General features: G+C 66.7%; 24 protein-coding genes and 1 pseudogene. 11 read left to right on the top strand and 14 right to left on the bottom strand.

Features of this window, described 5'->3' with window-relative positions:
* Genes ACGRVM_RS16000 through ACGRVM_RS15990 form a run of 3 tightly spaced genes read right to left on the bottom strand, consistent with a single transcriptional unit; the run spans position 1 to position 3,110 of the window.
* Positions 1-1,419, bottom strand: a complete 1,419-nt coding sequence (locus tag ACGRVM_RS16000; RefSeq protein ID WP_377172881.1) for a carnitine 3-dehydrogenase — start codon at positions 1,417-1,419, stop codon at positions 1-3.
* A 21-nt stretch (positions 1,420-1,440) separates the two neighbouring features.
* Entirely contained in the window at positions 1,441-2,205 is a 765-nt protein-coding gene (locus tag ACGRVM_RS15995) for an SDR family oxidoreductase (RefSeq protein ID WP_377172882.1), read from the bottom strand.
* A complete protein-coding gene (locus tag ACGRVM_RS15990) occupies positions 2,202-3,110 on the bottom strand; it encodes a BKACE family enzyme (RefSeq protein WP_377172883.1) in 909 nt (302 codons plus the stop codon). Before ACGRVM_RS15990 ends, ACGRVM_RS15995 begins: the two co-directional genes overlap by 4 nt.
* Positions 3,111-3,233: 123 nt before the next feature.
* Between ACGRVM_RS15990 and ACGRVM_RS15985 the strand changes: the two genes are divergently transcribed.
* Complete coding sequence (locus ACGRVM_RS15985; RefSeq protein WP_377172884.1) at positions 3,234-4,205, top strand: GlxA family transcriptional regulator; 972 nt, start codon at positions 3,234-3,236, stop codon at positions 4,203-4,205.
* A gap of 9 nt (positions 4,206-4,214) precedes the next feature.
* Positions 4,215-4,442 (top strand): hypothetical protein, encoded by a 228-nt coding sequence (locus ACGRVM_RS15980; protein WP_377172886.1) that lies wholly within the window; start codon positions 4,215-4,217, stop codon positions 4,440-4,442.
* Here the strand turns inward: ACGRVM_RS15980 and ACGRVM_RS15975 are convergent.
* The 6 genes from ACGRVM_RS15975 to ACGRVM_RS15950 form a co-directional block, all read right to left on the bottom strand.
* Positions 4,406-5,524 carry a beta-ketoacyl-ACP synthase III gene (locus tag ACGRVM_RS15975; RefSeq protein ID WP_377172887.1) on the bottom strand — a complete coding sequence of 373 codons (1,119 nt, stop codon included), beginning with the start codon at positions 5,522-5,524 and terminating at the stop codon, positions 4,406-4,408. The genes ACGRVM_RS15980 and ACGRVM_RS15975 overlap by 37 nt on opposite strands.
* A gap of 3 nt (positions 5,525-5,527) precedes the next feature.
* Positions 5,528-6,481 (bottom strand): 2-hydroxyacid dehydrogenase, encoded by a 954-nt coding sequence (locus ACGRVM_RS15970; RefSeq protein ID WP_377172888.1) that lies wholly within the window; start codon positions 6,479-6,481, stop codon positions 5,528-5,530.
* Positions 6,478-6,819, bottom strand: coding sequence for a tRNA-binding protein (locus ACGRVM_RS15965; protein WP_377172889.1), 342 nt, complete (start codon positions 6,817-6,819; stop codon positions 6,478-6,480). Before ACGRVM_RS15965 ends, ACGRVM_RS15970 begins: the two co-directional genes overlap by 4 nt.
* Positions 6,812-7,627, bottom strand: a complete 816-nt coding sequence (gene proC, locus ACGRVM_RS15960; protein ID WP_377172890.1) for a pyrroline-5-carboxylate reductase — start codon at positions 7,625-7,627, stop codon at positions 6,812-6,814. The genes ACGRVM_RS15965 and proC overlap by 8 nt, the downstream gene beginning before the upstream one ends.
* A 41-nt stretch (positions 7,628-7,668) precedes the next feature.
* The gene (locus tag ACGRVM_RS15955) at positions 7,669-8,169 is read right to left on the bottom strand and encodes a type III secretion system chaperone family protein (RefSeq protein ID WP_377172891.1); all 501 of its coding nucleotides are present in this window, start codon (positions 8,167-8,169) and stop codon (positions 7,669-7,671) included.
* A gap of 482 nt (positions 8,170-8,651) precedes the next feature.
* Positions 8,652-8,903, bottom strand: a complete 252-nt coding sequence (locus tag ACGRVM_RS15950; protein ID WP_377172892.1) for an accessory factor UbiK family protein — start codon at positions 8,901-8,903, stop codon at positions 8,652-8,654.
* A gap of 125 nt (positions 8,904-9,028) precedes the next feature.
* Here ACGRVM_RS15950 and lgt point away from each other — a divergent pair, with 125 nt between their 5' ends.
* The 5 genes from lgt to ACGRVM_RS15925 all read left to right on the top strand — a co-directional run bounded on the left by lgt (position 9,029) and on the right by ACGRVM_RS15925 (position 12,966).
* Entirely contained in the window at positions 9,029-9,913 is an 885-nt protein-coding gene (gene lgt / locus ACGRVM_RS15945; protein ID WP_377173076.1) for a prolipoprotein diacylglyceryl transferase, read from the top strand.
* Complete coding sequence (locus ACGRVM_RS15940; protein ID WP_377172893.1) at positions 9,910-10,974, top strand: class I SAM-dependent methyltransferase; 1,065 nt, start codon at positions 9,910-9,912, stop codon at positions 10,972-10,974. The genes lgt and ACGRVM_RS15940 overlap by 4 nt, the downstream gene beginning before the upstream one ends.
* 4 nt (positions 10,975-10,978) lie before the next feature.
* Positions 10,979-11,734: a peptidoglycan editing factor PgeF gene (gene pgeF / locus ACGRVM_RS15935; RefSeq protein ID WP_377172894.1), complete on the top strand. Its 756-nt coding sequence runs from the start codon at positions 10,979-10,981 to the stop codon at positions 11,732-11,734.
* A gap of 190 nt (positions 11,735-11,924) precedes the next feature.
* Entirely contained in the window at positions 11,925-12,119 is a 195-nt protein-coding gene (locus tag ACGRVM_RS15930) for a hypothetical protein (RefSeq protein ID WP_377172895.1), read from the top strand.
* A 28-nt stretch (positions 12,120-12,147) separates the two neighbouring features.
* Positions 12,148-12,966 (top strand): Hint domain-containing protein, encoded by an 819-nt coding sequence (locus ACGRVM_RS15925; RefSeq protein WP_377172896.1) that lies wholly within the window; start codon positions 12,148-12,150, stop codon positions 12,964-12,966.
* Positions 12,967-12,978: 12 nt separating this feature from the next.
* Here ACGRVM_RS15925 and ACGRVM_RS15920 read toward each other — a convergent pair whose 3' ends face one another.
* Positions 12,979-13,479, bottom strand: coding sequence for an Lrp/AsnC family transcriptional regulator (locus tag ACGRVM_RS15920; RefSeq protein ID WP_377172897.1), 501 nt, complete (start codon positions 13,477-13,479; stop codon positions 12,979-12,981).
* Between the two features lie 201 nt (positions 13,480-13,680).
* On the opposite strand from ACGRVM_RS15920, the gene trxB reads away from it, so the two are divergent.
* From trxB to ACGRVM_RS15900, 4 genes and pseudogenes are all read left to right on the top strand, one after another.
* Positions 13,681-14,664: a thioredoxin-disulfide reductase gene (gene trxB / locus ACGRVM_RS15915; RefSeq protein WP_377172898.1), complete on the top strand. Its 984-nt coding sequence runs from the start codon at positions 13,681-13,683 to the stop codon at positions 14,662-14,664.
* Positions 14,661-14,987, top strand: a complete 327-nt coding sequence (locus tag ACGRVM_RS15910) for a hypothetical protein (protein WP_377172899.1) — start codon at positions 14,661-14,663, stop codon at positions 14,985-14,987. Before trxB ends, ACGRVM_RS15910 begins: the two co-directional genes overlap by 4 nt.
* Positions 14,984-15,526 (top strand): annotated as a pseudogene (locus ACGRVM_RS15905) (MBL fold metallo-hydrolase); the annotation flags it as partial. The gene ACGRVM_RS15910 and the pseudogene ACGRVM_RS15905, both read left to right, overlap by 4 nt.
* A gap of 428 nt (positions 15,527-15,954) precedes the next feature.
* Positions 15,955-17,670: a bifunctional sulfate adenylyltransferase/adenylylsulfate kinase gene (locus tag ACGRVM_RS15900; RefSeq protein ID WP_377172900.1), complete on the top strand. Its 1,716-nt coding sequence runs from the start codon at positions 15,955-15,957 to the stop codon at positions 17,668-17,670.
* A 37-nt stretch (positions 17,671-17,707) separates the two neighbouring features.
* On the opposite strand, the gene ACGRVM_RS15895 is transcribed toward ACGRVM_RS15900, so the two are convergent.
* The 4 genes from ACGRVM_RS15895 to ACGRVM_RS15880 form a co-directional block, all read right to left on the bottom strand.
* The gene (locus tag ACGRVM_RS15895; protein ID WP_377172901.1) at positions 17,708-18,166 is read right to left on the bottom strand and encodes a hypothetical protein; all 459 of its coding nucleotides are present in this window, start codon (positions 18,164-18,166) and stop codon (positions 17,708-17,710) included.
* Between the two features lie 85 nt (positions 18,167-18,251).
* On the bottom strand, positions 18,252-19,115 hold the full coding sequence (locus ACGRVM_RS15890; RefSeq protein ID WP_377172902.1) for a hypothetical protein: 864 nt from the start codon (positions 19,113-19,115) through the stop codon (positions 18,252-18,254).
* Between the two features lie 129 nt (positions 19,116-19,244).
* Complete coding sequence (locus ACGRVM_RS15885) at positions 19,245-19,472, bottom strand: DUF1150 family protein (protein ID WP_377172903.1); 228 nt, start codon at positions 19,470-19,472, stop codon at positions 19,245-19,247.
* A 23-nt stretch (positions 19,473-19,495) separates the two neighbouring features.
* The gene (locus ACGRVM_RS15880; RefSeq protein ID WP_377172904.1) at positions 19,496-19,915 is read right to left on the bottom strand and encodes an Hsp20 family protein; all 420 of its coding nucleotides are present in this window, start codon (positions 19,913-19,915) and stop codon (positions 19,496-19,498) included.
* Between the last annotated feature and the right edge of the window lie 100 nt (positions 19,916-20,015).

Below are 20,015 nucleotides of genomic sequence, written 5' to 3'. Positions count from 1 at the left end.
TCATGATCCTTCTGAATGCAACGCGGCGAGGCGTTCGACATTTTTCTGCACCTGCGGCGAGGGATCGCAGGTGCGGCGGGTCTCCAGGCTGACATGCAGCATGAATTGATCGCAGGTCGCCATGACCTCGCCATCCGAGGCGCGGCGCATCTCGTGCAGGCAGCGCAGTTTCTTGCCCTTGCCTTCGGTGACGCGGCTATGGACCTCGACGGCCTCGCCCGCATGGGTCTCGGCCAGATATTTCGTCGTCGTCTCGACGGTGAAGTAGCTGAGGCCGCCCGCGATATAGGCGTCATCCGCGCCGACATAGGCCATCACCTCTTCGGAGGCGTCCGAGAAGATCTGGCCGTAGCGCCCCTCGTTCATGTGCCCATTCACATCCGTCCAGTCGACGGGGATCGTGCGCCGCAGGCTGAGCATGGGCGTGCCCGCCTCGAGCGTGGGGCGCATCGTCTTCTCGTGCTCGTTGAGAAGCCGCCCCGAGGCGTTGCCCTGCTGTTTCAGCGCGCGCATCATCGCGATGAGATTGCCGTCGCGCTTGCGCTCGAGCTGGCGGATCGTCAGATGGCCCGATTGCGCGTCGGACTGATCGGCGATCATCTGGGCCAGCTCGTCGGTCAGATCGGGGACGTCCATCAGCTTGGTCCAGGGCCATTTGAGGCAGGGGCCGAACTGGTCGATGAAATGCTTCATCCCGGCCTCGCCGCCCGCGACGCGGTAGGTCTCGAAAAGGCCCATCTGCGCCCAGCGGATGCCGAAGCCGTAGCGGATCGCGTTGTCGATCTCCTCGGTCGTGGCGATGCCGTCCTTGACGAGCCAGAGCGCCTCGCGCCAGACGGCCTCGAGAAAGCGGTCCGCGATATGCGCGTCGATTTCCTTGCGCACGCGCAGCGGATAGAGGCCGACGGAGGTGAGCATGCCGCAGGCTCGGTCCACGGTGGCAGCGTCGCTCGCGTCCGTCGCCACCACCTCGATCAGCGGCAGCAGGTAGACCGGGTTGAACGGATGGCAGACCATGATTTGGCCGGGGCGCGCGGCACCTTCCTGCAACTCGCTCGGCTTGTAGCCGCTGGTCGAGGAGCCGATGATGGCGGCCGCGTCGCAGGCGCCCTGGATTTCGGCGTAGACCTTGTGCTTGATATCGAGCCGCTCGGGCACGCTTTCCTGGATCCAGTCGGCCCCTTCGACCGTCTCGGCGACGGTCTCCTGGAAGGTCAAAGCGCCTTCCGCGGGCATGGCGTAATCATAAAGCATCGGCAGCGCGTGGCGCGCATTGCCCAGAACCTCGCCGATCTTGCGCTCCGCCTCCGGGTCGGGATCGAAGATGCGCACATCCCAGCCATTGAGCAGAAAGCGCGCGGCCCATCCGCCGCCGATCACGCCGCCACCGATGACGGCGGCTGTCAGTTTCTTGGTCATATCGGGTCTCTCATCTGCCCATCAGGGCGCGTTGGTTTCGGTGTGGCCGTCGATCGCGATGATCTGGCCGGACATTTTCGAGGCGGCGGGCGAGGCGAGGAAGAGCGCGGTATCGGCCAGATCGTCGACCGTGACCCAGGTGCGCATGCTCACGCCGCGCACATATTGCTCGCGCACCTCCTCCTCACGGCGGCCCGAGGCCCTGGCCTCCATCGCCACCACGCGGTCCATGCGGTCGCCCTCGACCGCGCCTGGGCAGATGGCGTTGACGCGCACGCCCACGGGACCGAGCTCCATCGCGAGCGTCTTGGTGAGGCCGACGAGGCCCCATTTCGCCGCCGCATAGGGCGAGCGGAAGGGATGGCCCCACTGGCCCGAAGTCGACGACGTGATGATGATGAGGCCCGCGCCCTGCGCGCGCATAATCCGCGCGGCCCACCGGCAGGTGAGGAAGGCGCCACCGAGATTGACATCGAGGCAGGCCCGCCAATCGGCATAGTCCAGATCCTCGATCCGGCCCGCCGGGCCGCCGGTGCCGGCATTGGCGCAGACGACATCGACGCCGCCCCAAGCCGTCTCGACCTCGTCCAGAAAGGCCGCCATCTGCGCCTCGTCGGTGACGTCGGCCTGCCGCGCGATGGCCCCCGGCAGCGCATCGGCGGCGCGGGCGACGGCGGCGGGATCACTGTCGCAAAGCGCGACCCGGTCGCCCCGCTCCGCGAAGCGGCGCGCGAGGCCGAAGCCGATACCCGAGGCGCCCCCGGTGATGAGGACGCGCTGGCTCATTTCGGGGCGCGCTTCTTCAGGTTCAGCTTGTCGCGTACATCGGCAGGCGACATCACGCGCGCGCCCATCCGCTCGATGATCTCGCGGGCGCGGGTGACGAGCTGGTGATTTTCGGCCAGCACGCCTTTGTCGAGCATCAGGTTGTCCTCGAGGCCCACGCGCACATTGCCGCCGGCGAGAACGGAGGCGGCGACGTAAGGCATCTGGTCGCGGCCGAGGCTGAAAGCCGACCAGGTCCAATCGGCGGGCACGTTGTTCACCATCGCCATGAAAGTGTTCATGTCGTTCGGCGCGCCCCAAGGCACGCCCATGCAGAGCTGCACCAGCGCATCCGCCTCGAGAATGCCGTCCTTGACCAGCTGCTTGGCATACCACAGGTGCCCGGTGTCAAACGCCTCGATCTCGGGCTTGACCCCCGCCTCGGTCATCATGCCGCCCATCGCCTGGAGCATGCCGGGCGTGTTGGTCATGACGTAATCTGCCTCGGCGAAGTTCATCGTGCCGCAATCGAGCGTGCAGATCTCGGGGAGACATTCGAGCACATGCGCCACGCGCTCGGACGCGCCGACCATGTCGCTCTTGTCGCTCAGGGGCAGCGGGGTTTCGGGCGCGCCGAAGATCATGTCGCCGCCCATCCCGGCGGTCAGGTTCAGCACGACATCGGTGCCCGAGGCGCGGATGCGGTCGGTCACCTCGCGGTAGAGCTTCAGATCGCGGCTCGGCGCGCCGGTTTCGGGGTCGCGCACATGGCAATGGACGATGGCCGCGCCCGCTTCGGCCGCGGCGATGGCGCTCGCGGCGATCTGCTCGGGCGAGCGCGGCACATGCGGGCTGCGGTCCTGCGTGCCGCCGCCGCCGGTGACGGCGCAGGTGATGAAGACGTCGCGGTTCATCGTGAGGGGCATGAAGCGTCCTTTCGGGATCTGTCTGACTCGAAGATTGCCGGTATCGTAACGCTGGCATTGGCGCCAATCGTGCAGTATCAGACAGGAATGATGCAGAAATGGACAAATCCACGGGGCCCCGCCGTGTCGATCGCCTTCGTGCTCTTCGACCGATTCTCGAACCTCTGCCTCGCCAATTGCCTCGAGCCTCTGCGCGCCGCAAATTCCGTCAGCCGCAGCGCGTTGTTCGAATGGCGCATCGCCACGCTCGACGGCGCGCCCGCGCGCAGCTCGAGCGGGATGCAGGTTTTGCCCCATGACGCGCTGCGGCAACTCGGACACTGCGATTACCTATTCATTCTGGTAAGTTACGATCATATCCGCCACGATACCGCCGCCGCGCGCCGGGCATTGCGGGCCGCATCGAAACAAGCGCGGCGCGTCGTGGGGATGGATGCGGCGCCGTGGCTCATGGCCTCGGCCGGGCTTCTCGGGGGGCGGCGCGCGACGCTCCATTGGGATTTGCAGGACGCCTTCGCCGAGCGGTTTCTGGATGTCGAGGTCGAGCGCGCGCGCGTCATCCGCGACGGGCCGGTCATCACCTGCGCGGGGGCGATGAGCGCGCTCGATCTGATGATGGAGTTGATCGCGCATCATGGCGGCATGGCCACGAGGCTGGATGTCGAGGACCAGTTCATGCACGGCTCGGACACCTCGGCGGCGCTGCCGCAGGCGAACGCGCCGCAGGACGATGCGCTGGTGCGGGGCGGGCTGATGCAGATGCGCGCCAATGTCGAGCGGCCCCTGCCCTTGCCGGAAATCGCGCGGCGGCTCAAATGCCAGCCCCGCACGCTCGACCGGCATTTCCGCAGCGCCCTCGGCGCGCCGCCCGGCACGGTCTACCGCCATCTGCGCCTTTCCGAAGCGCGCAAGCTTCTCGAGAGCACATCGCTGCAAGTGGGCGAGATCGCGGTGCGCTGCGGCTACGATTCGCCCGCCGCGATGGCGCGCGCCATGCGCGCGAGGTACGGCGCCGCCCCGAGCGCGCTGAGATCGGGGCCGGCGCGCGGCGACGGGAACGCCCCCGCTCCCGGTGCGTTGAGCGCGCAGATGTAAGGGGATGACATGGACAAGCTGACGGTCTTTTTCGGGATCCTGAGCGGCACCGCCATATCCGGCGCGCTGATCGCGATCTGCGTGGCGCTGGGCTATCCGGCGCTCTGGGTCGTCCTGGTGTCCATAGTGCTCGGCTTCAGCATCGCATGGCCCGGCGCGCGCATCGCCGCGAACGGCGTGCGCGCGTGGCAGGGCAAGGCTCAGGACCGCTCGACGAGGACCGATCCCACCGAATAGCCCGCGCCGAACGAACAGATCATGCCCAGCGCGCCCGTCGGCAGATCGTCCGAGTATTGCGCGAAGGCGATGATCGAGCCCGCCGAGGACGTGTTGGCGTAATCCTGCAGGATGTTCGGCTGCTCATGCGGCTCCGGCACGCGGCCCATCACCTTGCGCCCGATGAAGTCGTTCATCGACTTGTTCGCCTGATGCAGCCATAGCCGGCTCAGCGCGGTCGCCTCGATCCCGGCGGCATCGAGATGATCCGCGATATGCGCCGAGACAAGCGGCAGCACTTCCTTGAAGACCTTGCGGCCCTCCTGCATGAACTGCATGTCGCGCCGGTCTTCCATCTGGCCATGGGCGCGGCGCAGAAAGCCGTCATTGTTGCGGATGTTGTTGGAAAACTGCGTCGCGCATCGCGTGCCGAGGATGCGGAAATGCGCGCCCTTGGCATGCTCCTCGGGCTCGATCACCACCGCCGTGCAGACATCGCCGAAAATGAAATGACAATCGCGGTCGCGCCACTCGAGATGCGCGCTGCAAATTTCTGGGCTGACTACAATGGCGCATCGCGCGCCGCCGCTTTGCATCATGTCCGCCGCCGCCTTGATCCCGAATGTGGCCGAGGAACAGGCGACGTTCATGTCGAAGGCGAAGCCGCCCGCGCCCAGAAGCTGCTGGATCTCGACCGCCATCGCGGGATAGGCGCGCTCGTGATTGGAGGCGGCGCAAATGATCAGATCGACCTCGCCGGCCTCGCGCCCCGCCTGCGCCAGCGCCTTGCGGCAGGCATCGAGCGCCATTTCCGCCATGAGGCTCGGCTGATCGTCGCCGCGCGGTGGCAGGCGCGGATGCATCGCCTCGGGATCGAGAATGCCGGATTTCTCCATCACGTAGCGTTGATGAATGCCCGAGGCCTGCACGATGAACGCGCTGCTGGAATGCGCCTTGGCGGCCAGATCGCCCGCATCGATCGCCTCGGCGTTGTCGGCGTTCCAGCGATCGGCATAGGCGTTGAAGGCGGCGACCAATTCGTCATTGGTGATGACGTTGGGGGGCGTGAAGACGCCCGCGCCGGTAATACTCGGGAAATTCATGGATCAGGTCACCGCGTTCGGAGGGGCGTCTCCGGCAAAGAAGGCGCGCAGGTTTTCGACCGCCAGCATACCCATCGCCTCGCGCACCTCAAGGGCGGCCGTGCCGAGATGCGGCAGAAGCACCGCGTTTTCGAGCGCGATGAGCGCGGGCGGCACTTTCGGCTCGAACTCGTAGACATCGAGCCCCGCCCCCGCGATAACCCCGGATTTCAGCGCCGCGATCAGCGCCGTCTCATCCACCACGTCCCCGCGCGAGATATTGATGAAATGCGCATGGGGCTGCATCGCCTCGAACACCTCGGCGCCGATCAGATGATGGGTCGCCGGCCCGCCCGGCACGGCCAGGACGACCACGTCGGCGCGCGCCGCCAGCGCCTCGACGCTCTCCATCCGCTCGGCGGGCAGGTCCAAATCCTTTTCCGAGCGGTTCTGGTAGATCACCTTCATGCCGAAGCCGTAATGACACCTCTTGGCGATCGCCTGCCCGATCCGGCCCATTCCGACGATGCCCACGGTCTTGCCGCCGAGATGCAGGCCAAGCATCTGCGTCGGATGCCAGCCCTCCCAGCCGCCGCCGCGCAGCATGCGCTCGCCCTCGCCCGCGCGGCGCGCGCTCATCAGGATGAGCGTCATGGCGATATCGGCGGTCGCGTCGGTCACGGCTCCGGGCGTGTTGGTGACGGTGATGCCACGGGCGCGGGCGGCGGCCACGTCGATATGATTGTAGCCGACACCGAAATTCGCGAGGATCTTGCAGCGATGCCCGCCGCCCTCGAAGATCCCGGCGTCGAAATCGTCGCGCAGCGTCGGCAGCACGCCGTCATGCAGCGCGAGGGCCGCGCGCATCTCGCCGGGCTTCATCGGCAGGGTGCTTTCGCGCACCTCGACGTCGAAATGCGCTTCGGCGGCGGCGATCACGGTTTGCGGCAGCGGGCGGGAAATCAGGATGCGGCTCAATGCATCCTCCCGCCGATGGGCACGTCCTGATCGGGCGAAAGGAGCACCACCTCGCCCTCGGTATCGGCGACGCCCAGCACCAGCACTTCGGACATGAAGGGGCCGATCTGGCGGGGCGGGAAGTTGACCACGCCCATCACCATGCGCCCCGTCAGCGTCTCGGGCGTGTAGTGCTTCGTGACCTGCGCCGATGTCTTGCGCTCGCCGATCTCGGGGCCGAAATCGATCCACATCTTGATCGCCGGTTTGCGCGCTTCGGGGAAGGCTTCGGCGCGGGTCACGCGGCCCACGCGGATATCGACCTTCAGGAAATCGTCGAACGTGATCTCGTCAGCCATTCCTGAGCTCCCGCGAGCGGTTCGCCGCCGCGCCGACCGTGCGACGCATGAGGGCAGGCAGCCCGTTCTCCTCGTCCATCAGAACCTCGAGTCCGGCCTGCGTTGTGCCGTTGGGGCTGGTCACGTTGACGCGCAGCTCCCTGGGGCTTTCCTTGGCCTCCTCGGCCAGCGCGCCCGCGCCCGCGACGGTGGCCTGCGCGAGTTGCATGGCGAGCTCCGGGGACAGCCCCTCGGCCTCGCCGGCCTTGGCCATGCATTCGATCATGTGAAAAACGTAGGCCGGCCCCGAGCCGGACACGCCGGTCACGGCGTCCATCTGATCCTCGTTCTCGAGCCGCACGACCTGCCCCACGGCCTTCAGCAGCGTCTCGGCCAGATCGAGCTGGCCGCTGCTGGCATGCGCGTTGCCGATGATCGAGGTGATGCCCCGGCCCACCGCGGCGGGCGTGTTGGGCATGGCGCGGATGATCGGGCTGTGCGCGCCCAACGCCTCCTCGAACGCCGAGATCGGCGTGCCCGCGGCGACCGAGATGAAGAGCGTCGTGCCGTTGCCCATGTCCTTGAGCGCCGGGAGCGCATCGCCCATCATCTGCGGCTTGACCGCGATCAGGACGATGCCGGGCGCCTCGGGCAGATCGCCGTTGATGGTGACGCCCGTCGATTGCAGCCAGTCCGAGGGCTTGGGGTCGATCACCCAGACGGAGGAGGGCGGCAGCCCGCGATCGAGCCAACCTTCGAGCATCGCGCCGCCCATCTTGCCGCATCCCAGAAGGACAAGGCCCTTCTCGGCCACGAAATCCATATCCATTGAAATCCCTTTCGCCTGTTTTGCAGGTTCAGGGGATCAGGTTAAGCGCGCCCATAGGCCTCTGCAATGGCAACCTGCATCGCGTCGCGCGGGCTGCGATCGCCCCAGACCACGAGCTGGAACGCGGGGTAATACCGCTCTGCGGCGAGCACGGCGGAGGAGATCATGCCGTCGATCTGCTCGGCCGAGGCGATCTGCCCGCCATGCAGCAGCAGGCCATAGCGATAGACCATCAGCTTCTGCTCGCCCCAGTAGGTGAAGGCGCCCGCCCAGCAGCGGTCGTTGATCTCGTTGAGCGCCTCGTAGAGCGCCGGCAGCTTTTCGCCGGGAGGCTCCATTTCGAAGGTGCAGATGAGGCGCAGCGTCTCGTCATGCGCCGACCAGGCCAGCGTCACCGAGTAGGTGCGCCACTGCCCTTCGACAGCCATCGCGATCTGGTCATCGCCGACGCGGTCGAATTGCCAGTCGTAATGTTCGGCGAGATTTTCGACCATGTCGATGGGGTGCAGATCGTCTGTGAGGAACTCTTCGGACAATGCCATGTCGTCACCTTTGGGTTCGCTCCGGCCGAGGGGATCTGGCGCCCCCAAACACTGGATGACTGCTCTACCGGATGGGGTTCTGCCCCATTCTGTTACCAGATATGGTGCGCCACCATGGGCGACCTGTAAAGCAATTTATTGGGGATAACCGCAATAAGTTGTGGATGGATCGCAGGTGGACGCAAGAGAGAGGAGGCCCGCTTTGGAGCGCCCGTCATCCGCCCGGTTAACGCTCTTGCCGTGCAGAATTCGATCCGGCGCAGGTGGCCCACCGAGAGGCCCAAATCGCCCGGCCCGGCGCTCAGACACGGCCATGCGGGAGGTCCCGCGACGGACATTGAGCTCATTTCAGGGAAAGTGTGCAACGCGCCGCGCATGATGAGCGGCGCCGCGCCCGCTCGGATAGGAGCGCTCGGGCGCATCATCCGGGCCAGGGGGCGACCCAAGGCGACAAAATCAGCCAAGCTTGGGCCTTCGCAGGCTCAGCGGCGATCCTTGGCGCCTTCCAGCGCATCGAGACGCGCCTTGAGCGCCTCGTTTTCTTCGCGGGCCTTCTGGGCCATCGCGCGCACCGCGTCGAACTCCTCGCGGGTGACGAAATCGCGGTCGGCGAGCCAGCGGTCGATCATCGAGGACATGGCCGTCTCCGCCTCCTGACGCGCGCCCTGGGCCACGCCCATCGCGTTGGTCATCAGCTGCGAGATGTCGTCCATCACCTTGTTGCGGGTCTGCATGTCGGTCTCCTGTGGCCTGTCGCGCGAAAAATGCGCCTTGGTTTCAATATGGGCCGCGCCCCCCGGGCGTGCAAGATGCGCGGAGCCGGTTGACTTCCCCGCCCCCGCGCGGCCATGTCGGCGGCATGATCGCCGCCATTCCCTTCCCGGACGTCTCGCCCGAGCTTTTCTCCATCTCCGTTTTCGGGATGGAATTCGCCCTGCGCTGGTATGCGCTGGCCTATATCGCGGGCATCCTGCTCGGCTGGCGGCTGGTTCTGGCGGCCGTGCGCCGCCCGGCGCTCTGGGGCGAGGACGGCGCCGCGATGAACGACAAGCAGGTCGAGGATCTGCTTTTCTGGGCGATACTCGGCGTCATCATCGGCGGGCGGCTCGGCTTCGTGCTCTTCTATCAGCCGGGCTATTACCTCTCGCACCCGGCCGAGATATTGCAGGTCTGGCAAGGGGGCATGTCCTTTCACGGCGGCATGCTCGGCGTGCTGCTGGCCTGCGTCTTCTACTCGCTGCGGCACAAGCTGCGGATGCTGTCGGTCGGGGATCTTCTGGCCATGGCCGCGCCCATCGGGCTGGCGCTGGGGCGCATCGCGAATTTCATCAATGCCGAGCTTTGGGGCCGACCGACCGATCTGCCCTGGGGCGTGATCTTCCCGGGCGGCGCGGCGCAGGACTGCCCGGACGTGGTGGGGCTTTGCGCGCGCCATCCCTCGCAGCTCTACGAGGCGCTGCTCGAAGGGGTGATCCTCGGCGCGGTGCTGATCTGGATGGCGTGGCGGCGCGGCGCGCTGCGGGCGCCGGGGCGCATCGCGGGCGTCTTCTTCATCGGCTACGGCGCGGCGCGCTTCGCCGTCGAGTTCGTGCGGCAGGCCGATGCGCAATTCGTCACGCCCGGCAACCCGCTCGGCCACGCGCTCGAGCTTGGGGCGGGATACGGGCTCAGCATGGGACAGATCCTGTCGCTGCCGATGATCGTGATCGGGGTCATTCTGCTGGCGCGCGCCCGCCCGGCATGAGCCCGCTCGCGCGCCTCCTTGTCGCGCAGATCGACGCGGACGGCCCGATGACGCTGGCCGAGTACATGACCGTCTGCCTGATGCACCCCGAACACGGCTATTACGCGACGCGCGATCCGTTCGGGGCGGCGGGCGATTTCACCACCGCGCCCGAGATCAGCCAGATATTCGGCGAGATGCTGGGCCTTTGCCTCGCGCAGACCTGGCTCGATCAGGGCGCGCCCGCGCCCTTCGCGCTGGCCGAGCTCGGCCCGGGGCGCGGCACGCTCATGGCCGACATGCTGCGCGCGACCCGCGCCGTGCCCGGATTTCACGAGGCCGCGCGCATCCACCTCGTCGAGACCTCGCGGACGCTCCGCGCCCTTCAGGCCGAGACGCTGGCGGGCCATGCGCCCGACTGGCATGAAAGCGTCGAGACGCTCCCCGACCTTCCGCTCTTTCTGGCCGCGAACGAGTTTTTCGACGCGCTGCCGATCCGCCAGGCCGAGCGCAGCGGCGAGACCTGGCGCGAGCGGATGGTCACGCGGCAGGGCGAGCGGCTCATCCCCGCGCTGAGCGCGCCGACGCTCCTGCCGATGCTGGCGCATCGGCTCGAAGATACGCGCGAGGGCGAGGTGGTCGAATTCTGCCCCGCCGGCACGCGCATCGCGGCGAGCCTCGGGGCAAAGATCGCGGCGCAGGGCGGCGCGGCGCTGATCGTCGATTACGGCGATTGGCGCAGCCTCGGGGACACGTTTCAGGCGCTGCGCGCCCATGCGCCCACCGATCCTTACGACGCGCCGGGCGAGGCGGATCTCACCGCGCATGTCGATTTCGAGGCGCTGGCCCGTGCCGCCTTCCCCGCACGCCACAGCCGCCTGACGGCACAGGGCGTCTTTCTCGAGCGGCTCGGGATCACGCAGCGCGCGCAGGCCCTCGCCGCGAAGCTGAGCGGCGACGCCTTGAGCGCGCATGTCGCCGCACATCGGCGCTTGACCCATCCCGAGGAAATGGGGACGCTCTTCAAGGTGCTGGCCCTTCATCCCGAAGGCGCGGCGCCGCCGCCCGGCCTGCAAGGATGATCCGATGACGCTCGAGATCCTCACCGCCGACAGCCTCTCGAACCTGCGCCACGGGTTCTTCACCCGGCGCGGCGGCGCGTCCTCGGGCATTTTCGCGGGCCTGAACTGCGGTCAAGGATCGTCCGATCAGCAGGAGATCGTGGCCATCAACCGCGCCCGCGTGGCCGAGGCGATGGGCGTCGCGCCCGATCATCTGCAAAGCGTGCATCAGGTGCATTCGGCCGATGTCGTCACGCTCGATGCGCCGCTCGCCGAGCGGCCCCGCGCGGATGCGATGGTGACGCGGCGGCCGGGCCTCGCGCTCGCCATCCTCACCGCCGATTGCCAGCCCGTTCTTTTCGCCGATCCCGAGGCGGGCGTGATCGGCGCCGCCCATGCCGGATGGCGCGGCGCGCTCGATGGCGTGCTCGAGGCGACCGTCGAAGCGATGATCGCGCTCGGCGCGGCGCGCGAGAGCATCACCGCCGTCATCGGCCCGTCGATCAGCCAGACCGCCTATGAGGTCGGCCCGGATTTCATGGCCTCCTTCGTGGCCGAGAATACGGACCACGCGCGTTATTTCGTGCCCAATGACGCGGAACGGATGCAGTTCGATCTGCCCGCCTTCGGCCTTGACCGGCTGCGCGCGGCGGGGATCGGCCACGCGGAATGGACCGGTCATTGCACCTATGGCGACGAGGACCGCTTTTATTCCTATCGCCGCACCACCCATCGCGGCGAGGCCGATTACGGGCGCCTGATCGCGTCGATCCGGCTCTAGGCGCACGCGGCGCGCGCCACAAACCTGCCTCAAATCACGGCGCAGCGCGGCATGCGGGCCTTGCGCAGCGGGTCCTTGCCCTTCGCAGGCGCTCCGCCCATCGGCCCGAAATGGCCCGATTCACCGCTGCGAATGTCACCGCATGGCCCAATCCCTGCCGCAAACTGCCGCCAGATTGGCAGGACGAGCAATGAGCCAGACCCGCAAGGCGGGCATGACAGGAGATTTCGAGATGAGCAGCACCGGCAAACCGCAGAAGCGTTGGATGGCCACCGCCCTCAAGACCGCGGCGCGCGGCGCCCCCGCCCTTCCGTTCCAGCGCGGCCAGCGCAAGCCCCTCGCGCAACGCGACGCAGCGCCCCTTCTGCGCTTCCGCGCCGCCTGATCGGCGGCCCGACCGGGACGCGACACGCATGGTCTATACGCCTTCCGCCCAAAGCCTCGCGCAGAACCTGCGCGCCGCGACCGGCGAGCCGAACGAGGCCCGAGCGCGCAGCCTCGAGCCGCCGAGGCCGGGCGCCCGCGCGCCCGAGAGCGCGCCCGCGCGCCTCAGGGAATGCGAAGTCGCCTACCTGCGCCGCGATGCCCGAATCGCATGGATCGGCGCGCGTGTGCCCGCGCATCCCGTCTTCGACGCCGCCTTCTCGGCCTTCGCGCGCGGCACGCTCATCACCACCACGCGCGGACCCGTCGCCGTCGAGGATCTCGACCCCGGCATGAGCGTCGTGACCCAGGAGCGCGGCCCCTCGCCCATTCTCTGGATCGGGCGCATGACCTGGCCGGGCGGGCGCGATGCGGGCGCGGGCGCCCCCACAGCGCGGCTCACGCGCGTCCAAAGCGGCGCTTTCGGCCTAGAGCGGCCCATGACGGACCTGGTGACCGGCCCCGGCGCCCGCACGCTCCAACGCGGCGAGGGCCGCAGCGGCTCGGGCGGCGCCGACCTCGTGCTGCGCCCCGTGCATGACATGATCGACGGAACGCATGTGATCGCGCTCAGCCCGCCGGGCGATATCGAGCTTTTCCACATCGCGCTGCGCCGCCACGCGACGATCACCGCAGGCGGCCTCGATTTCGAGACCTACCACCCCGGCCCCGGCTTCGAGACTCAACTGACCTACCAGCAGCTTGCGCAATTCACCGGACTTTTTCCGCATGTCATGCGCCCCGCCGATTTCGGCGCGCTCGCGCATCCGCGCGCGGCGCTCGGCGACATGCGCCGCGCCATCACCTGAGGCCTGACCGGGTCAGGCGTCGCGCGACAGGCGCTCCTCGAGAATTTCGAACGGCACGCCCGGCTCGTCCTTGGCGCCGCGAATGACGAGCGCCGTCTTGACGCTGGCCACATTGGCGGCCGCCGTCAGCTCTTCGGTCAGGAAGCGCTGGAACGTGCTCAGATCGGGCGCCACGCATTTCAAAATGAAATCGACCTCGCCGTTCAGCATGTGACACTCGCGCACCAGCGGCCAGTCGCGGCAACGCGCCTCGAAGGCGCTCAGATCCGCCTCGGCCTGGCTCTGCAAGCCGACATTGGCGAAGACCTGAACCTCGAAGCCCAGCTCGCGCGGATCCACGTCGGCATGATAGCCGCGGATATACCCCGCTTCCTCGAGCGTGCGCACCCGGCGCAGACAGGGCGGCGCGGAGATGCCCACGCGCTTGGCCAGCTCCACGTTGGTCATGCGGCCATCGGCCTGAAGCTCGGCCAGGATCTTGCGGTCGATCGGGTCCAGACGGGTCGTCGCCATATGGTCTCTGCTCTCGTTCAATTTCGCGATTGTTATATCAGCCGCGCAGGTTTGCGCAACAATCTTTCGCGGATGCGCAAGATCGTTGCGCGTCATACCGCGACAGCGGCCTCGGCTGCAACCCCGCTTTGCCGGGGGTTTCGCCGCCTGCTCTCGGGGTCTATATCAAGCCAAGATTCTTCCATCCAAGGGGCGACGCACATGGCCGGCACGAAAAAGACCAAGGTTCTTATCATCGGCTCCGGCCCCGCGGGCTATACCGCCGCCGTCTATGCCAGCCGCGCCATGCTCGAGCCGGTCCTCGTTCAGGGGATCGAGCCGGGCGGCCAGCTCACCACCACCACCGAGGTCGAGAACTGGCCCGGCGATACCGAGGTTCAGGGCCCCGATCTGATGGTGCGGATGGAGGCCCATGCCAAGGCGATGGGCTGCGAGATCATCGGCGACATCATCAGCAGCATTGATTTTTCCAAGCGGCCTTACGTCTGCCAATCCGACAGCGGCACAGAATACGTGGCCGATGCGATCATCCTCGCCACCGGTGCGCGGGCCAAGTGGCTGGGCCTTCCGAGCGAGGAGAAGTTCAAGGGCTTCGGCGTCTCGGCCTGCGCTACCTGCGACGGATTCTTCTATCGCGGTCAGGAGATCGTCGTCGTGGGCGGCGGCAACACCGCTGTCGAGGAAGCGCTCTTCCTCACCAATTTCGCCTCCAAGGTCACGCTCGTGCATCGCCGGGACGAGCTGCGCGCCGAGCGTATCCTCGTCGACCGGCTCGAGAAAAACCCCAAGATCGAGACGCTCTGGTTCCATGAGATCGAAGAGATCTACGGCACGGAGAACCCGCTGGGTGTCGAGGGCGTGAAAGTCAAACACACCAAGACCGGCGAGATTGCGGACATCCCCGCCAAGGGCGTCTTCATCGCGATCGGCCACGCGCCGGCGAACGAGCTGGTCAAGGATGTGCTGGAGACGCATATGGGCGGCTATGTCGTGACCAAGCCCGACAGCACCGAGACCTCCCTGCCCGGCGTTTTCGCGGCGGGCGATCTGACCGATCACAAGTATCGGCAGGCCGTGACCAGCGCCGGCATGGGCTGCATGGCCGCGCTCGAGGCCGAGCGCTGGCTGGCCGAGCACGGCATGGCCGAGAACGAGGACGCGGTGAACACGGAAGCTGCGGAATGAGCCACGATTTCGCGGCACAGAAGGCGGAGACCTACGCCGTCTGGGACGAGATCGCCGAGGCGGCGGAGCTGCCCGACGTGGCGGATATCGACTATGCCTTCGTGCCGGGCGACGGCGCCGACTGGGACGGCGCCGAAGCCGCGCTGAACGAGGCCGGGTTCGAGACCGCGCGCGTCGAGGACGAGGACGCGCGCCCCTATCTCGCCGCCCGCCTGCCGGATCAGCCCGCGACCGCCATGTCGGTCTGGCTGGGCGAGGAGGCGGCGACGCGCATGCTTCTGCCGCTGGGGTTCCTGCCGGACGGCTGGGGGTTCGAGGGGTGAGCGACTGGTATGCGCTGCGGGGCATCGCCCCCGGCGTCACCGCCATCGGCGAGCCGCGCTATCACCAGCAGAACTGGAGTTACCTGATCTGCGGCAGCGAGGCCGCGCTCCTTTTCGATACAGGCTCCTATTACGGCACGCTGCCGCCGGTCATCGCGGGGCTGACGGACCTGCCGCTGACCGTTCTTCCTTCGCACATGCATTACGACCATCTCGGCAATATCCTCGGCTTCGAGCGGATCGTCCTGCCGGATCTTCCCGTGCTGCGCGCCTGCGAGGCGGGCGGTCTGGTCACACCCTCCGCCGCGCTTTTTCTCGGCGACCGCGAGGAGCGCGAGGCGCCCGGCTTCGCCGTGGCGGAATGGCTTGCGCCCGGCAGCACGATCGATCTCGGCGGGCGGCGGCTGCGGCTCGTGCACACGCCGGGACACTCGCCCGACAGCGTGTCGCTCTGGGACGAGGCCGGCGGGCTCTTCTTTGCCGCCGATTTTCTCTATCACGGCGATCTCTACGCGCAGGTGCCCGGCGCGTCGCTGTCGGCCTATCTCGAAACGGCGGGGCGCCTTTCCGCGATGCTGCCCGGAACGGTTCGCATTCTCGGTGCGCATGGCGATGCCCCGAGCCCCGATGCGGCGGTGCCGCCCGAGCTGGGCGCGGGGGTGCTGGAGCGCCTGACGGTCTGCCTCGGCGATCTCTTGATGGGGCCGCCTCCCGGACCGGGTGAGGTGATCCGCGCCGAAGTCCAGCCCGGCGTCGCGCTTCTGGTCAATTCGGACGCCCATTCGGCCTGAGCGCCGAACGGATGCGGCATCCCCGCCCCGTTTCACGAAAAAACGGTCCTTTCGCGCGCGAATATGCCCTCCTCGCTAGACTTTCGCCGCATTCGCGCGCTAATCCGCGCCCAACCGGCCAGCCCCAGCGCCGCGAGCAGACGCAATTTCGACAGGCATTTTTCGAGAGTGATCCCATGACGCAGCAGAACAACCTCACCCCGATCCCCGAACTCTATGTCAGCCACGAGTCGGCCCAGAAGCTGAAGGTCGAGGCGGGCAACCTCGTCAGCCACGATCTGACGCCGCGCCAGATCTGCGATCTGGAGCTTCTGATGAACGGCGGTTTCAACCCTCTCAAGGGGTTCCTGAGCGAAGCGGATTACGACAGCGTCGTCGAAAACATGCGCCTCACCTCGGGCGCGCTCTGGCCCATGCCGATCACGCTCGACGTGAGCGAGGCCTTCGCCGAGAAGCTCGAACTGGGCCAGGACATCGCGCTGCGCGACCAAGAGGGCGTGATCCTCGCCACGATGACCGTCACCGACCGCTGGGTGCCCAACAAGGCGCGCGAGGCCGAGAAGGTCTTCGGTGCCGACGACTCTGCGCATCCGGCCGTCAACTACCTGCACAACACCGCGGGCAAGGTCTATCTCGGCGGGCCGATCACCGGCATCCAGCAGCCGGTGCATTACGATTTCCGCGGCCGCCGCGACACCCCGAACGAGCTGCGCGCCTATTTCCGCAAGCTGGGCTGGCGCAAGGTCGTCGCCTTCCAGACGCGCAACCCGCTCCACCGCGCGCATCAGGAATTGACCTTCCGCGCCGCCAAGGAGGCGCAGGCCAACCTTCTGATCCATCCCGTCGTCGGCATGACGAAGCCGGGCGATGTCGATCACTTCACCCGCGTGCGCTGCTACGAGGCGGTGCTCGACAAGTATCCCGGCTCGACGACCGCGATGAGCCTTCTGAACCTCGCCATGCGCATGGCCGGCCCGCGCGAGGCGGTCTGGCACGGGCTCATCCGCGCCAATCACGGCTGCACGCATTTCATCGTCGGGCGTGATCACGCGGGCCCCGGCAAGAACTCGGCGGGCGAGGATTTCTACGGGCCGTATGACGCGCAGGACCTCTTCCGCGAGTACCAGTCCGAGATCGGCGTCGAGATGGTCGATTTCAAGCACATGGTCTATGTGCAGGAGCGCGCCCAATACGAACCGATGGACGAGATCGAGGACAGGGACAATGTCACCATCCTCAACATCTCGGGCACCGAGTTGCGCCGCCGCCTTCAGGAAGGGCTCGAGATCCCCGAATGGTTCAGCTTCCCCGAGGTGGTGAACGAGCTGCGCCGCACCCGCCCACCGCGGGCCAAGCAGGGCTTCACCGTCTTCTTCACCGGCTTCTCCGGCTCGGGCAAGTCCACCATCGCCAACGCGCTGATGGTCAAGCTGATGGAGATGGGCGGGCGCCCCGTAACGCTGCTCGACGGCGACATCGTGCGCAAGAACCTCTCGTCCGAGCTGGGCTTTAGCAAGGAGCACCGCGATCTGAACATCCGCCGCATCGGCTATGTCGCCTCCGAGATCACCAAGAACGGCGGCATCGCAATCTGCGCGCCCATCGCGCCCTATGCCACCACCCGCCGCGCCGTACGCGAGGATGTGGAATCTTTCGGCGCCTTCGTCGAGGTCCATGTCGCGACGTCTCTGGAGGAATGCGAGCGCCGCGACCGCAAGGGCCTCTACAAGCTGGCGCGGGAGGGCAAGATCAAGGAATTCACCGGCATCTCCGACCCTTACGATGTGCCCGAGAACCCCGAGCTCAGCGTCGAAACCGAGAATGTCGACGTCGACAACTGCGCGCATCAGGTCATCCTGAAGCTGGAGCAGATGGGGCTGATCGCCGGGTAAAAGGATAAGGGCCGCACCGATAGGTGCGGCCAGTCTGTCACTCGATCCGCGCGGGCAGACCCTTGCCGTTGTTCCACCAACGGTTCGGATTTTCGCTGTTCGGGTCATACGCCGCGCGGCTGGCCCAATCCTCGCGCACGAAAATCACCGGCTCTTCGTAGTGATGGGCATGGATGATGGCGTCCATCACTGCCGCCAACTGCTCCAGGTCACGTTCGATCGAAATCTTCAGCTCGACCATGGGATAGGTCTCCGTCGCACCCGCCTCGAAGCCATCCACATGGGTCGTCGTGGTCGAGCCGGGCTCGGGCCGTGCCGTCTCCCGCCCCACTGCCGATATGCTGGCATTGCGCTGGTAGCGCCCGAAAGCCAGAGGGTGGACCTTGATCACCTCATCCAGAATGCGGTCGGTATCCTCCGCCAAGGTTTGCACCTCCAGCGTATAGACTGGTACCAGCCGACCCGATTTCGCCCTGTATGTCTTGAGGTCTGTCATGTCGGCCCCTCTTTGTTCATTATTTGTTCTAGTCTGAATACTCATTATTTTCAATAGGCACGAATGTCATCTTGCAGCGTGCGCGTCACGCCCCCAGCACTGCCCGCGCCGCGCGGCTGTAGAAATCGCCGTACTCCGCCGCGACGTCCCGCATCGCATCCAGCTTGACCGCCCGCGCCTCGTAATCCTCGATCGACGCCGCCTCAATCGCCGCCCGCAACTCGGCCTCGCTCTCGCAGATGATCATGCAGGACGTGTCGAAGAAATCACCGACATTCGGACATCCCCAATAGATCGGCACGCAGCGGCAGAGGATCGCGTCGACCAGCTTCTCGGTAAAATAGTTTGGCTCGCGCACATTCTCGATAACGACCGAGTAACGATAGGGGGCCAGCCCCTCGGACTTGGCGGCGAAGGGCGTATAGCCGCGCCCCATGACATCGAGATCCTTGCCCTGCCCCTTGGCCCAGGCCGCGATCTCGTGCCGGAGCCGGTGCCCCTCCTGCGAGCGTTTCATCGACGCGATCAGCGACATCATCCGGGTCTTGGTCACGTCAAGGTTTTTCCACTCCGGCACCCAGGTGCTGCCGAAGGGGAAGAACACGCCATTGGGGATTGCGCCAAGCAACCCCTCATGCGCGGTCAGAACCTTGTGGAAGCGCCCATGCGAACGGCGGAGCGACGCGATCTGCCCGCCATGGATCGCCTCGGGCTCGAGCACCATGATCGACACGCGCGCGCGGATGCCGAAGCCGGGGCGCCAATGCAGGGTCTTGCGCGGAAAGACGATCAGATGATCGCGCGGCTCGAGATCGGCGAGCGTCTTGCCGTCGATCCCGGCAGGCTTGCCCAGAGGCCAGATCAGCCGGTCGAGCGCGATGCGGCCAGGCCGCAGCCCGAGCTTCATCTCATGCGGCAGGATCGCCACCTTGGGTGCGGGCTGGGACATCGCGCGGCTCCTCGAAAATCGCCCCCTCCCTTACGCCAGAGGGCGCGCACCGGCAACCTGCCCATGCGCGCCCCCTTGCTTCATCTTGGCGGAAATACTCAAGGCCCGGCCCGCCACGGGGCCAGGCGCTCAGTGCACCGTGACCGGGTCCAGATCATGCTGGCGGGCCAGCACGAAGGCCATGCGGCGGTCGCTAACCAGCGCGAGACGCTCGCCCTCTTCGCTATGCACGGCGTAAAGCGTTTCCAGATCGCCCACCTGGGACTTCACCTCTTCGGGCAGGTCCTTGACCGCGACCGAGCGGACATAGGCGATGCGGTGGCCCGCTTCATGCGGGAATTCGAATTCGGTATCCATTTCTTCCCTCCTTCAGACGGCTTTTACTGGCCCCGTTTATTGATCTTGATTGTCTGAACAACTGTCTCGGGCTGGGCGCGGGTCAAGTCGATATGCAGAAGTCCGTTCTCCATGATCGCCGTGCCCACCTCGACCCCGTCGGCCAGAACGAAGCTGCGCTGAAACTGCCGCGCCGCGATCCCGCGATGCAGGAAAACACGGTCATTCATGTCGGCGCCCTGACGGCCCCGGATCACCAATTGGCGATCCTCGACCGTGACCGAGAGGTCATCCTCGCCAAAGCCGGCGACGGCCAGCGTGATGCGATAGGAATTCTCGGAGGTCTGCTCGATATTGAAGGGCGGATAGCCCTCGTTGCCGGATTTCGCGCTACGCTCCAGCAGGCGTTCGAGCTGGTCGAAGCCCAGCATATAGGGGTGCGCCCCCAGCGTCAGTTTCGTCATGTGCCACGTCCTTGCGTCAAGCGACTGGTCGATCATGGCCCGCCCCAAGGGATCGGCGGCGGAGCCTTGGCAGAAATATGGGCGCTCGGAGGCATGGGTG

This window comes from Roseovarius aquimarinus (assembly GCF_043661195.1).
Taxonomy (GTDB): Bacteria; Pseudomonadota; Alphaproteobacteria; order Rhodobacterales; family Rhodobacteraceae; genus Roseovarius; species Roseovarius aquimarinus.
The sequence above is the reverse complement of the archived record's forward strand: the minus strand, read 5'-3'. Positions and strand labels throughout refer to the sequence as shown.